The sequence below is a fragment of the Demequina sp. NBRC 110053 genome (genome assembly GCF_002090095.1).
Classification (GTDB): domain Bacteria; phylum Actinomycetota; class Actinomycetes; order Actinomycetales; family Demequinaceae; genus Demequina.
Genome location: NZ_BBRJ01000002.1, coordinates 1,621,600 through 1,634,102 on the forward strand (window position 1 = coordinate 1,621,600; position 12,503 = coordinate 1,634,102).

The window sequence follows — 12,503 nt, forward strand, 5'->3', positions numbered from 1 at the left end:
GGATGCCGATGGGACTGCGCAGCCTGCTCTATGGGCCATACGAGAGGCAGCTGGCGCGCACCCTTCGCGAGCAGGGGGAGATCCCCCGGCACATCGGCGTGATCCTGGACGGCAACCGCCGCTGGGCGAGAGCCTCCGGAGAGTCTGCAGCGCATGGGCACCGGCGTGGGGCGAGCAAGATCGCCGAGGTCCTCGGGTGGTCGGAGGAGGCCGGCGTCGAGGTCGTGACGCTGTGGATGCTCTCCACCGACAACCTGTCGCGCGACCCCGCCGAGCTGGACGCCCTGCTCGAGATCATCTGCTCCGCGGTCGAGTCGCTCGCGGACGACGGGCGCTGGCGGCTCCAGCACGTGGGCGCGGCCGACCTGCTGCCGGCCGATGCGGCGGCCAGGCTGGATGCGGCCGTCGCGAGGACGTCCGCGAACAAGGGACTGCACGTCAATGTCGCCGTCGGCTACGGCGGGCGCCAGGAGATCGCCGATGCGGTGCGGTCGGTCCTGCGGGAAGGCGTGGCCTCGGGGAAGTCGCTTGAGGAGCTCGCGGAGACGGTGTCCGTCGAGCACATCGCCGAGCACCTCTACACGAAGGGCCAGCCCGACCCCGACCTCGTCATCCGAACCTCGGGCGAGCAGCGGCTGTCGGGGTTCCTCATGTGGCAGTCCGCCCACTCGGAGTTCTACTTCTGTGACGCCTACTGGCCGGACTTCCGCCACGTGGACTTCCTGCGAGCGTTGCGAGCGTTCTCCCAGCGCGAGCGCCGGCACGGGCGCTGAGCAACCTGCCCCGCGTGCACGCAAGCGGGCGCATGCGTCCAACCCGCCCGCGCATCGGCCTCGGTGAACGTGCGTGCGGGCACGACTGCGAGACGCGCCCGCCCGGGCGAGCGCGCATCGGCGCCCGCGACCCGCGCGAGCCAACGTGACGAACATGTGACGCGCGGCGTGTCGCGCGGTCGGCTCGGATCCCGGGCGTACCGTCAGGATCGTGGTACCCAACCGACGTCGGCCCGACTTGGGACCGGCCTAGACCGATCGCCGTGGGGCGTTCGGCGCCCTGCGGCCTGAAACGCGGGGAGCCCCTGTGAGCATCACTCAGCCCGACACCACCCCCTCCGTCAACGCCGCAACGGCGACCGAGCTGCGAACGTTCGTGCTCGACACGTCGGTGCTGCTGTCGGATCCGAGGGCACTCAAGCGCTTCGCGGAACACGCGGTGGTGCTGCCGGTGGTCGTCATCACCGAGCTCGAGGCCAAGCGCCACCACCCCGAGCTGGGCTACTTCGCTCGCTCCGCGCTGAGGATGCTCGACGAGTTCCGCGTCCAGCACGGCAAGCTCGACGAGCCCGTCCCGGCGAACGAGGCCGGCGGCACCGTGCGCGTCGAGCTCAATCACACGGATCAGGACGTTCTGCCCAGCGGGTTCCGCCTGGGCGACAACGACACGCGCATCCTGGCGGTGGCAGCGAATCTCAAGGCGGAGGGTCTCGCCGTGACGGTGGTGTCGAAGGACCTTCCGATGCGCGTGAAGGCCTCGGCGCTCGGCATCGAGGCGGAGGAGTACCGCGCCGAGCTGGCCGTCGACTCCGGCTGGACCGGCATGCGCGAGATCCAGCTCACGGACGAGCAGATGTCCGCGCTGTACGAGGCCGAGTCCGCTCCGGCTCCGGCCCCGGAAGACTGCGGCGAGGACCTCGCGACCCTGCCCGTTCACACGGGTCTCGTGATCCACTCGCCGCGCGGGGGAGCGCTCGGCCGCGTCACGGATGACGGAGCCATCCGGCTTGTGCGCGGCGACCAGGAGGTGTTCGGGGTCCATGGCCGCAGCGCCGAGCAGCGCATCGCGATCGATCTGCTGCTCGACGAGACGGTCGGGATCGTGTCCATGGGCGGCCGCGCCGGCACCGGCAAGTCCGCCCTCGCCCTGTGCGCGGGCCTCGAGGCCGTCATGGAGCGGCGCCAGCACAAGAAGATCATGGTGTTCCGCCCGCTGTACGCCGTGGGCGGTCAGGATCTGGGGTACCTGCCCGGCAACGAGTCCGAGAAGATGAACCCCTGGGCGCAGGCCGTGTTCGACACGCTGGGCGCGATGGTGTCCTCCGAGGTGGTCGAGGAGGTCATGGCGCGCGGGATGCTCGAGGTGCTGCCGCTCACCCACATCCGCGGCCGCAGCCTCCACGACGCCTTCGTGATCGTCGACGAGGCGCAGTCGCTCGAGCGCAACGTGCTGCTCACGATGCTGAGCCGCATCGGCCAGGACTCTCGTGTGGTGCTCACCCACGACGTCGCGCAGCGCGACAACCTGCGTGTGGGACGCCACGATGGCATCGCCGCGGTCATCGAGGCGCTCAAGGGTCACCCGCTGTTCGCGCACATCACCCTCGAGCGCTCGGAGCGCTCGGCGGTCGCCGCGCTGGTGACCGACATGCTCGAGCGGCTCGACCTCTAGTCCCAGCCCGAGAACGACGGAAGAGCCGATGCGGTGGCAGCCACCGCATCGGCCCTCCTGACGCGCTCGAGGACTCTCCGTCAGGCGCTGCAGAGCCCAGAAGGTCTCGCTGCATCGTGGCAACGGGCCCATCTGAGTCCTGCATCGCCGCGACCGAAGTCCTCGATCGCCCTGCGCTTCGCGTCTGCACGGGTGCGTGCTCGCTGGGTGCGGGAGTCCTCATGCGGACTCGCTGCTGATGAGCGTCGCTTCTCGACCATCGCCTGGTGCAGCTGGTCGTTGCCCATGCTGGCCTGGCCGTTCGCGCGCCTCCGCTGGCGGCGTCTCTTGCTCATCGCTGTCTCCTCTCGTGTCGTCGCCGTTGGACATGATGACCGATGCGGCCGATGACGGCAACGGCGCCCGATGATTCGAGGGAGCGCTTCAGCAGTCCTCGAACCCGACGCCAGACAATACGGAAAGGCCGATGCGGCGGCAGCCACCGCATCGGCCCTGCGGCGTTCCTGGTGGTCGATTCTCGCTCGCCTCCGGCGTGAGGCGAGCGAGTGGGGCCCAACTCGCTCGAAGAGTAAGGAGCGGGACCGGCTAGAGACCCAGCTCCTGGAGGTAGGGCTCGAGCTCGAGCCAGTTGACCTCGTCCGGGCGCGATTCGTCCCAGATGGCCGCGTACTTCGCCTGCTGCTCGGGGGTGAGGGCGTTCCACTTGCGCAGCTGCTCCTCCTGGTCCACGTGCCAGTACCCGACGATCCGGTACAGCGTGTGGTGGCGCGTCCACTCCTGGCGGATGAACGTGCGCGCCCGACGGGACTCCGCGGACTCGCACGCCACCCACACGTAGGCGTCGCCCTCGGGGACGGGGAGGCTGCGCATGCAGCTCACCAGCGCCGAGGGGCCGCGGCCGTTGCCGGACACGCGCCACTCCACGTTCACGGTGGCGGGGGAGGGCAGCGCGATCGCATCGTCCATGGAGATGAGCTCGATCAGCACGTCGAAGGTCTCCTCGGGTGCCGCCTCCTCGAGGATGCGCGCGATGGCGGGCAGGCCAGTGGCGTCCGCGATGAGGAGGCGTCGCGTCGAGCCCTCGGGCGCACCGTAGTACCCGTGCGCCGTGCTGATGGCGCACACGTCGCCCACCTGCGCGTCGCGAGCCCAGCTCGCGCCCAGGCCGTGGCCGTGCGTGACGACGTCGATCTCGACGCTCGGCACCTCGGGGTTCCAGCGGCGGATCGTGTAATGGCGCGCGATGTCGTGGTCGTCCTCCCAGCCCTCGGCGGGGTCCTCGCCGGGGATGTGGACGTGCACGAACTCGTCGGGCTTGCTGGTGGACTCCCACGCGCGCAGCGCCTCACCCGCGAGCGTCACGCGGCGCAGGTTCGGGCTCAGCTGTTCGGTGGCGGTCACATTGACGAGGTACGAGTCGGTCATGGTGTCTCCAGTTCCGGGTGGGGCTGGTGGTGAGGGCCGATGCGCGGGCCGGCCGCGCATCGGCCCTCACCGGGGCGTCAGCTGGCGGACTCGAACGGCACGACCTCGGTGGCGGTGTCACCATCGAGGGCCTGCTCGAGCATGGGCACGAACGCGTCGAGCGAGTACAGGATCGAGGAGGGGGAGTTCGCGAAGAACGCTCCCTCGAGGATCGGGTCCGACAGCCAGATGTTGCCGCCCACCTCGGTGGAGTTCAGCGACGGGAACAGCGGCAGCGCCTCGAGCTCGCCACGCGCCTCAGGGGTCGTGGCGACCTGCCACACCACGGAGTCGAGGTCGCCGATCACGGTGTCGAGCTGCTCGGCGCTGATCTGGAGCCATGCCTCCTCGGTGTTCTCGACGGCGGTCACGTCGAGACCAACGTTCGCGAGGAACTGGTTGCGGGTGTCGTTCACGGCGTAGACGAAGGCCTGGCCCTCGTAGTAGCCGCCCACCTGGCTGGTGAGGCCCTCCCACTCGGGGTGCGCCTCTCGGACCTCGGTGTAGGCCGCATCGATCTGGTCGATGATGTCCGCGGCCTTGTCGGTGGTGCCGGTGGCCTGCGCGAGGATGGTCAGCTCATCGGCGAGGCTCACGCCCCACTCGGCGGTCTCGTTGCCCTCGGAGTCGGTGGCAGGGCGAGTGACGACCGGCGCGATGCCGGACAGCAGGTCGAACTCCTCCTGAGTCATGGTGTGGTTCGGGTACGTCGCGACGATGAGGTCGGGGTCGAAGGCCGCGATCGCCTCCGCGTCGTAGGTGGTGGTGCCAGGCTCGAAGAGCTCGGGCTCCGCGCCCGCGGCCAGGCGGTCCGCCTCTGCCCACGGGCCGGTGCCGTTGTCGTAGCCCTGCCAGGAGACCGGCACGGCGACGGGCGCGACGCCCAGCGCGTACAGGTACTCGTGCTCGTGCGATCCGAGCGTGACGACGCGCTCGGGCGCCTCCTCGACGACGACCTCGCCCATGACGGTGTCGAGGGTCACGGGGAACGCGGACGCGTCCGCCGAGGTGCTCTCCTCGGCGGTGGGCTCGTCGGAGGTGCCGGCGGTGGCCTGCTCGTCGGCGTCGCCCGAGGAGCAGGCGGCGAGCACGAAGGCCGCTGCTGCGGCCATGGTGATGGCGCCGCTGCGGCGCTTGGATGTCGTGAACATGGTGGTCCTCTCTTCGGGGGTGGGGTGCCTAGACGGCATCGGTGGTCGCGATCAGGTGCGCGACCAGGCAGGACGAGAACGCCGCGAGGGCGACCTCGTCGAGGTTGGGATCGTGCTCGTGCGGAACGGTGGCGGCGCCGGAACGCGTGACGCGCACCACGGACACGCCCAGCTCCTCGTCGCCACGGACCATCGCGAGGAAGGGCGGGCGGACGGCGTCGGAGGCGCGCAAGGTGTCGGCGGTGTGGCAGGAAGGCAGCGGGCTGACGAAGTAGCGGGCGCCTGGCGTGCGCGCGAGGCCCGTCGCTGCATCGACGCCATCGACCTCGAGCGATCGCGCACCGTGGGCCGCCGCATCGGCGCCGCGCATCACCAGCTCGCGGAAGCCCTCGCCGCACAGCTCCGCGTCCTCCGCCGCGCCCGCGATCACGCGGGCGCCGCCCGCGGTGGTGAGCCGGCACACGATGCCGGGCACGCACGCGGCGAGCGCGGCGGCCGATCGCAGCTGGGGCCCGGTGACGCTCATCGCGTGCCTCCTGGTCCGTGGGCGGGCACGACCATGGGCGTGCCGGTGACGGGGTCAGGGATGACGCGAGCCTCGAGCCCGAACACCCGGCGGATCAGGTCCTCCGTGAAGACCTCGGCGGGCGGTCCAGCGGCGGCGACCTCGCCGGCATGCATCGCGATCACATGATCGGCATAGCGAGCCGCCTGATGAAGGTCGTGGACCACCATGACGATCGTGCGCTCCTGCCGGGCATTGAGCCTGTGCAGGAGGTCCATGACGTCGTACTGATGCGCGATGTCGAGGTAGGTGGTGGGCTCGTCGAGCAGCATCAGCGGCGTGTCCTGGGCGAGCGTCATCGCGATCCAGGCGCGCTGGCGCTGCCCGCCCGAGAGCTCGTCGACCACAGCGTCCTCGATGTCGGTGAGTGCCGTCGAGTGCAGCGCTGACATCACTGCCGTCTCGTCGGCGGGGCTCCAGGGACGCAGGATCCTCTGATGAGGCGTGCGACCGCGCGCGACGAGCTCCTTGACGGTGATGCCGGCCGGGGCGACCGGTGACTGTGGCAGCAGTCCCACGCGCCGCGCCACCTCCCGGGTGGGGATGCGATGGATGTCGCCGCCGTCGAGCAGCACGGTGCCGCCGCTGGGCTCGAGAAGCCGCACGAGGGCGCGCAGCAGGGTCGACTTGCCGCAGCCGTTGGGGCCGACGATCGCGGTGATCCTGCCGTCAGGAACCTCGACGTCGACGCCGCGCACGATGGGATCGCCACCGTAGCCGATGATCGCCTGGTCAGTCCGGAGTCGAGTCATGCGGGACCTCCTCGAGATGCTCGCCACACGAGCCACAGCAGGTACGGGGCGCCGATCGCGGCGGTGAACACCCCGACGGGGAACTGGAGAGTCGCGGGCATCTGCTGCGAGACCTGGTCGGCGGCGAGCAGCAGGGTCGCCCCCATCAGGGCGGACGGAATGAGCGTCGCGCCAGCGTTGCGGGTCACACGCAGCGCGAGCGCAGGAGCCACCAGGGCGATGAAGCCGATGGGCCCGCAGACCGCGACCGCCGCGGCGGCGAGCAGCACGGAGCACACGGCGAGCACGCCCCTCGACGCTCCCACGCGGATGCCGAGCGCGCGGGCGGCGTCCTCGCCCATCTCCATGGTGCGCAGGGCCCGAGCGTTCCACAGCACGAGCGGGACCAGCACGGCGCAGCACAGCGCGGCGACGGAGACGTGCGTCCACGTGCGGCCGGTGGTGGTCCCTACGAGCCAGCCGAGCGCGTTCTGGGCGTCGTGCACGTCCATCCGTGTCAGCAGGTACTGGGTGGTGGCCTGCGCGACGAACCCGATGCCGATGCCCGCCAGGATGAGGCGCAGCGGAACGATGCCGCGCCGCAGCCAGGACAGGGCGAGGATCAGCGCCGCGGTGATCAGAGCGCCGGCGACGGCGCCGGCGGCCGTGACCCACAGCGACGCCGCGCCGATCAGCCACAGCGTCAGCACCGCTCCGGTGCCGGCGCCCATCGTGATCCCGATGAAGTCTGGCGACGCGAGCGGGTTGCGGGTGAGCGACTGCAGGATCGCTCCCGACAGACCGAGCATCGCGCCCACGAGGACCGCGGTGAGCATGCGGGGCGCGCGCACCTGGCCTACGATGAAGTCCGCGGGGGAGTCAGACGTCGCTCCCACCGACGCCCTGATCGCGTCGAGCATGCTGTACCCGGACTGTCCCGCGGTGAGCGCGACCAGCATCAGGCCCGCGAGGACCGCGAGCAGGGCGAGGCCAGCGATGAAGGTGCGGCGGTGGGTGGTGATTCCCAGGGGGCCGATGCGGAGGATCTTCACAGCTCCACCACCTTCATCCGCCGCGCCATCAGCGCGAAGATGAGGCCGCCGATGAAGGCGGTGGTGATGCCGACGCCGATCTCGGACGGCGGGGCGACCACGCGCCCGATCACGTCGCACACGAGCACGAGCGCGGCGCCGCCGAGCGCGCTGACGGCGACGAGCCAGGGAAGCGATGCGCCCACGAGCGCGCGAGCGACGTGCGGCACCGCGAGTCCGACGAAGATGATGGGGCCGGCCGCCGCGGTGGCGGCCGCCGCGAGCAGCGTCACGATGACGATCACGACGGTGCGGATGAGGCCGATCCTCACGCCGAGCGCTCGCGCTGCATCCTCGCCGAGCGCGACGGCCTCCAACTGGCGGGAGGCGATCAGCGCGGCGACGATCGCGACCACGACGATGGGCACGAGCATCATGACGTCGCTCGCGTCGCGCCCCGTGAGCGAGCCGGCCACCCACAGGCGGTACTGCTCGAGCGTCGCGTCGTCCACCAGCAGCACGGCGTAGACCAGCGACTGGATGAGCGCGGTGAGCGCCACGCCCGCGAGGGCCAGGCGGACAGGTGCCCCCGCCGCCGCGCCTCTCGCTCCGATGGCGTACACGATGAGCGCGGCGACGCCTGCGCCCACGAAGGCGATGGGGACCTGCATCGCGAAGCTCGTCGCCAGTCCCGTGGTGAGGGCCAGCACCACGGCCAAGGAGGCGCCCGCGTTGATGCCGAGCAGGCCAGGGTCCGCGAACGGGTTGCGGGTGAGCGCCTGCATGAGAGCCCCTGCCACTCCGAGCGCGGCTCCCGCGAGCAGTCCGATGAGGGTCCGCGATGCGCGCAGCTCGCGCACGATGAGCTGCTCCGGATCGGTGTCGTCGAAGCTGACGACCGCATCCCAGACGGTCGAGGCGTCGATCACGCGCGAGCCGATGGCGAGCGACAGCGCGATGGCGATCAGCAGCACCACGGCGGCGGCGATCGCGATCAGGGCGCGGCGGCGCATCGGTCTCCTAGCGGGGGGGGTGGCGCGCACGTCGTGGTGCGCAGTGAGGCTTGCCTAACCTAACGCACGGAAACCCATTAATCCAACATGGGAGTTGCTGAAATGGTCACGGTTCTCTCACGATCCGCACCGCGCCCCTTAGGTGCGCGAGTTGGGCCCAACTCGCGCATCTGAGACGTTGAGTGCACGAGAATCGACCACTCCAGCGGCCGGGTGAGGGCCGATGCGCGGGGCGCGCGGAGCGTCCAGGCTCAGTTCAGCGCTGGTCGCCGAGGTACGCGTGGGCAGGCAGCTCGACCTGGATGTCCTGGCCCATCTCGGGGGCCGGGCAGGCATCCGGCGGCACGTCGACGCCGATGCCGTACAGCGCGCGGATCGCGTCGAGGTAGCGCTCGGCCTCGCCGGCCTGAGCGTGCTCCCGGGCGCGCACCGTGGGGGTGTGCAGGAGGGTGCGCGCAAAGCGGCGCAGCGCCTCCTCGGTCGCGTCCGCGACGGCGACGGCCTGGTCGCTCGCTCCCGAGCCGGGTCGCACGCGCGCCACCTCGCGCTCGAGCAGCCCGAACACGTGCTCGCGCAGGGCGACCACCGCCGGGTCGAGCGCGCGGGCGGACTCGCCGTCGCCGAACCGGGCGACCGCGTGGGCGACGATGGCGCGCGCAGCCTCGATGGAGCCGATCGACTCGTCGGGCGCGTGGGCGCCCACGGACTCGAGGTCCACGACGGTGACACCACGCAGCTGCGCGACGCCGGGAGCGACATCGCGGTGGAGCGCAAGGTCGACCAGGGTAAGGGGCTTCGTGGAGTCCTGCCGCGCTGCCGCGACCAGCGCCGGGGTGAGCACGATGGACTCGCCACCGGAGCACGCGAGCACCACATCCACCTCGGCGAGCGCCGCTCGCAGCTGCTGGTGGTCGAGAGAAGCAATGCCGTGGCGGCAGCCGAACTCCTCGCCGCGGCCCGACGGCGAGAAGACGCCGGCGATGGAGACGCCGCGGGCGAGCAGTGACCCGACTCCCGTCTCTGCCAGGGCGCCGGTGCCGATGATCGCCGCCCGCGCATCGGCCCATTCCACGGTCTCCGAGGCGAGGTCGAAGGCGACGGACACGACGGAGCGGCCCGACGTGCCGAGTCCCGTGGAGGACGCGACCACGCGCGAGGTGCGCAGGGCGGACTGGAACAGGCGGTCCAGCAGGGGGCTCAGGTGGCCAGAGGCCTGCGCGTCGATGTGCGCGCGGCGGACCTGCCCCGAGATCTCCCGCTCGCCCACGACCATCGACTCGAGACCGGAGGAGACGGACAGCAGATGCTGCACGGCATCGTCGCCCTCATAGGTGGCGAGCGCCGTCTCGATCGCCTCGCGGTCCAGCGCCGTCGTGCGCGACAGCTCGGCGACGACGGCCTCGCGCCCAGACTCGACGTCCTCGGCCTCGAGGTACACCTCGAAGCGGTTGCACGTCGGTAGGACGACTGCACCGCTCACGGACGGGCCACCCGCGACCGCTGGACCGAGCGCGTCGGAGCCCACGCTGAGCTGCTCGAGGACGGCGAGGTCACGGTTGCGGTGCGTGGCCACCAGAGACATCAGAACCACGGCTCCATTCTGACACGTCTGAGAAACAGGGCAGAATCGAGACATGACGTCCGCCGTGCTGCCCACCTCCCACCCGCTCGTCGATGGGCGCACGGCGACCTCGCCGCTGGTGACGGCGCTGCGCGGCGGCGCACCCTCTCACCGGCCCGTGTGGTTCATGCGGCAGGCGGGCCGGTCCCTCCCCGAGTACATGGAGGCGCGCGCCGGCACCGCCATGCTCGAGGCGTGCCTGACCCCAGGACTCGCGTCGGAGATCACCCTGCAGCCGGTGCGACGCTACGGCGTGGACGCCGCGATCTTCTTCTCCGACATCGTGGTGCCCATGAAGGTCGCCGGAGTCGACGTGGACATCAAGCCGGGCGTCGGCCCGGTGTTCGCGCGGCCCATCAGGACCATGGCCGACATCGAGGCGCTGCCGGCGCTCGGCATCGTGGGCGACCGCGGGCCGTTCGACTCAGGACTGGACGCCGTGCGCGCGGCAGTCCAGCTCACCGTGCAGGAATTGGACCGCACGCCGCTCATCGGATTCGCGGGCGCGCCGTTCACCCTCGCGGCGTACATGGTGGATGGGCGACCTTCGCGCGACCACCTGGGCGCGCGCGAGCTGATGCACACCGCGCCCGACGTCTGGCAGGCGCTGGTGCGCTGGACGTCCAAGGCCGCAGGCCTCTTCCTGCGCGCGCAGGTGCTCGCGGGGGCGTCGGCCATCCAGCTGTTCGACTCGTGGGCCGGGTCGCTGTCGGCGCGCGACTACGCCGAGCAGTGCCAGGGCGGCTCGCACACCGCGCTGATGGCCGTGGCAGATCTCGACGTCCCGCGGATCCACTTCGCCGCCAACGCCGGCCACCTGCTGATCGAACTGGGCGCTGCGGGCGCGACGGCGCTCGGCGTCGACTATCGCACGCCCCTCGATGTGGCGGCAGAGATGACCGATGGGCGGTTCCCCTTGCAGGGCAACATCGACCCCGCGATGCTCGCCGCGCCGTCCGCGACGCTCGAGCGCCACGTGCTCGACGTGCTCAGACGCGGAGAGGCTGCCCCAGGCCATGTGGTCAACCTCGGCCACGGCATGCCGCCGCACGCCAACCCCGACACGGTCAAGCGCATCGTCGACCTCGTCCATGAGCGTGGCTGAGCGGCGCAGCTTCACGGTCGTCGGTGCCGGGCCCGCGGGTCTGCTCGCGGCGCGCCGCCTCGCGCGCGCCGGCCACCATGTCACGGTGCTCGAGTCCGAGCCGCACGTCGGCGGCCGCGTGTCCCGCATGTCCGTCGACGGCCTCGACCTCGACGCGGGCGCAGAGTCCTTCGCGACCCGAGGCGGGCATGTCGCGAGGCTCGTGCATGACCTGGGCATCGGCGACTCGATCGTCGCGCCCGAACCGCTGCCGGCGTGGGTGGTGACGCCGGACGACGCGTACCCGCTGCCTCGCGCGGGCTGGCTCGGCGTCCCGACGGTCTCCCTCGCGCGCGACGTGCGGCGTGCGATCGGCTGGCGGGGCGCCCTGCGCGCGGTCGGTGATCGGCTGCGACCCGTAGGGCACGTCGCGCCGGACACGAGCCTGGGCTCGCTCGCCCGCGACCGGCTGGGCGATCGCGCCACCGATCGGCTGGTCGCGCCGGTCGTGCAGGGCATCTACTCGCGCCCCATCGAGGACATCGCTCTGGGCGACATCGCCCCCGGCCTCGCCGAGGACATCCGAACCAAGGGCGGGCTCGTGCGCGCGGCCACCGCGCGGCGGGCCGCCGCTCCCGCCGGCTCCGCGGTGCTGGGGCTGCGCGGCGGCGTCGCCACCCTGGCAGAGGCCCTCGCGGCCGATGCGCGCGCTGCCGGCGCTCGAATCCTCACCGAGTCGCCGGTCGGGGCGGTGGAGAGGGTGGGGAAGCGGTGGCGCGCGTGGTCCGAGGGGACCGCGCACGACGGCGACCACCTGGTGCTCGCCGTCCCCCGACCCATCGTGTCCGCGCTCGTGCCGGACGTCGCGTGGGCAGAGGATCGCCAGGTCGCGCTCGTCACGCTGGTGCTGGACGCGCCCGAGCTCGATGCGGCCCCGCGCGGGACGGGCGTGCTCGCTGCGGGCTTCGACTCCGGCGCGAAGGCGCTCACGCACTCCACGGCCAAGTGGTCGTGGCTCGCGGCGGCGGCCGAGGGCCGGCACGTGGTGCGGCTGTCCTACGGCATCGACAACGCGCGGGACGCGCGGCCCCACGCGCTCGCGGACGCCTCGGCCCTGCTGGGCGTCTCGTTGAGGGAAGGCCAGCTGCGCGACATCGAGCGGGTGCAGTGGCACGACTCGGCGCCCGCTGCTGTCGACGATCGGGAGCCGGTGCCGGGGCTGCATCTCGTGGGCTCCGCAGCGGGGCTGAGCGGCCTGGCGGCGATCGTGGCCGACGACGCGAGCTCGACCCTCGGCGCCTGAAGCGGCGCTGTCCCCCGCGCAGTCGCGCACGCTCCCCGACAGTTCCGAACATTCTCGATGCGATCGCGCGGCGATTCGGACGCGCAGGGGTGTCC

11 protein-coding genes are annotated in these 12,503 nt (G+C 71.7%); 4 read left to right on the top strand and 7 right to left on the bottom strand.

Features of this window, described 5'->3' with window-relative positions:
- Positions 1-8: 8 nt before the first annotated feature.
- Both B7K22_RS07675 and B7K22_RS07680 read left to right on the top strand, forming a co-directional pair.
- Positions 9-773: an isoprenyl transferase gene (locus tag B7K22_RS07675; protein ID WP_084039879.1), complete on the top strand. Its 765-nt coding sequence runs from the start codon at positions 9-11 to the stop codon at positions 771-773.
- A gap of 313 nt (positions 774-1,086) precedes the next feature.
- Entirely contained in the window at positions 1,087-2,445 is a 1,359-nt protein-coding gene (locus tag B7K22_RS07680; protein WP_144276369.1) for a PhoH family protein, read from the top strand.
- A 585-nt stretch (positions 2,446-3,030) separates the two neighbouring features.
- Here B7K22_RS07680 and B7K22_RS07685 read toward each other — a convergent pair.
- From B7K22_RS07685 to B7K22_RS07715, 7 genes are all read right to left on the bottom strand, one after another.
- Positions 3,031-3,870: a siderophore-interacting protein gene (locus B7K22_RS07685; protein WP_159448810.1), complete on the bottom strand. Its 840-nt coding sequence runs from the start codon at positions 3,868-3,870 to the stop codon at positions 3,031-3,033.
- Positions 3,871-3,947: 77 nt separating this feature from the next.
- On the bottom strand, positions 3,948-5,060 hold the full coding sequence (locus B7K22_RS07690; protein ID WP_159448811.1) for an ABC transporter substrate-binding protein: 1,113 nt from the start codon (positions 5,058-5,060) through the stop codon (positions 3,948-3,950).
- Positions 5,061-5,088: 28 nt separating this feature from the next.
- On the bottom strand, positions 5,089-5,586 hold the full coding sequence (locus B7K22_RS07695; protein WP_084039348.1) for a hypothetical protein: 498 nt from the start codon (positions 5,584-5,586) through the stop codon (positions 5,089-5,091).
- On the bottom strand, positions 5,583-6,377 hold the full coding sequence (locus B7K22_RS07700; protein ID WP_084039349.1) for an ABC transporter ATP-binding protein: 795 nt from the start codon (positions 6,375-6,377) through the stop codon (positions 5,583-5,585). The genes B7K22_RS07695 and B7K22_RS07700 overlap by 4 nt, the downstream gene beginning before the upstream one ends.
- On the bottom strand, positions 6,374-7,408 hold the full coding sequence (locus B7K22_RS07705) for an iron chelate uptake ABC transporter family permease subunit (RefSeq protein ID WP_084039350.1): 1,035 nt from the start codon (positions 7,406-7,408) through the stop codon (positions 6,374-6,376). The genes B7K22_RS07700 and B7K22_RS07705 overlap by 4 nt, the downstream gene beginning before the upstream one ends.
- Positions 7,405-8,400: an iron ABC transporter permease gene (locus tag B7K22_RS07710; protein ID WP_084039351.1), complete on the bottom strand. Its 996-nt coding sequence runs from the start codon at positions 8,398-8,400 to the stop codon at positions 7,405-7,407. The genes B7K22_RS07705 and B7K22_RS07710 overlap by 4 nt, the downstream gene beginning before the upstream one ends.
- 256 nt (positions 8,401-8,656) lie before the next feature.
- On the bottom strand, positions 8,657-9,982 hold the full coding sequence (locus B7K22_RS07715; protein ID WP_234983411.1) for a glutamyl-tRNA reductase: 1,326 nt from the start codon (positions 9,980-9,982) through the stop codon (positions 8,657-8,659).
- 52 nt (positions 9,983-10,034) lie between these two features.
- On the opposite strand from B7K22_RS07715, the gene hemE reads away from it, so the two are divergent.
- Positions 10,035-11,126 (top strand): uroporphyrinogen decarboxylase, encoded by a 1,092-nt coding sequence (hemE, locus tag B7K22_RS07720; RefSeq protein ID WP_084039353.1) that lies wholly within the window; start codon positions 10,035-10,037, stop codon positions 11,124-11,126.
- Complete coding sequence (locus tag B7K22_RS07725) at positions 11,113-12,408, top strand: NAD(P)/FAD-dependent oxidoreductase (RefSeq protein ID WP_084039354.1); 1,296 nt, start codon at positions 11,113-11,115, stop codon at positions 12,406-12,408. Before hemE ends, B7K22_RS07725 begins: the two co-directional genes overlap by 14 nt.
- The last annotated feature ends 95 nt before the right edge of the window (positions 12,409-12,503 follow it).

Coding starts and splice junctions, on each gene's coding strand:
- B7K22_RS07695 (WP_084039348.1), bottom strand. CDS start 5,586: ATGAGCGTCACCGGGCCCCAGCTGCGATCGGCCGCCGCGCTCGCCGCG.
- B7K22_RS07675 (WP_084039879.1), top strand. CDS start 9: ATGGGACTGCGCAGCCTGCTCTATGGGCCATACGAGAGGCAGCTGGCG.
- B7K22_RS07715 (WP_234983411.1), bottom strand. CDS start 9,982: ATGTCTCTGGTGGCCACGCACCGCAACCGTGACCTCGCCGTCCTCGAG.
- B7K22_RS07700 (WP_084039349.1), bottom strand. CDS start 6,377: ATGACTCGACTCCGGACTGACCAGGCGATCATCGGCTACGGTGGCGAT.
- B7K22_RS07690 (WP_159448811.1), bottom strand. CDS start 5,060: ATGTTCACGACATCCAAGCGCCGCAGCGGCGCCATCACCATGGCCGCA.
- B7K22_RS07710 (WP_084039351.1), bottom strand. CDS start 8,400: ATGCGCCGCCGCGCCCTGATCGCGATCGCCGCCGCCGTGGTGCTGCTG.
- hemE (WP_084039353.1), top strand. CDS start 10,035: ATGACGTCCGCCGTGCTGCCCACCTCCCACCCGCTCGTCGATGGGCGC.
- B7K22_RS07725 (WP_084039354.1), top strand. CDS start 11,113: ATGAGCGTGGCTGAGCGGCGCAGCTTCACGGTCGTCGGTGCCGGGCCC.
- B7K22_RS07685 (WP_159448810.1), bottom strand. CDS start 3,870: ATGACCGACTCGTACCTCGTCAATGTGACCGCCACCGAACAGCTGAGC.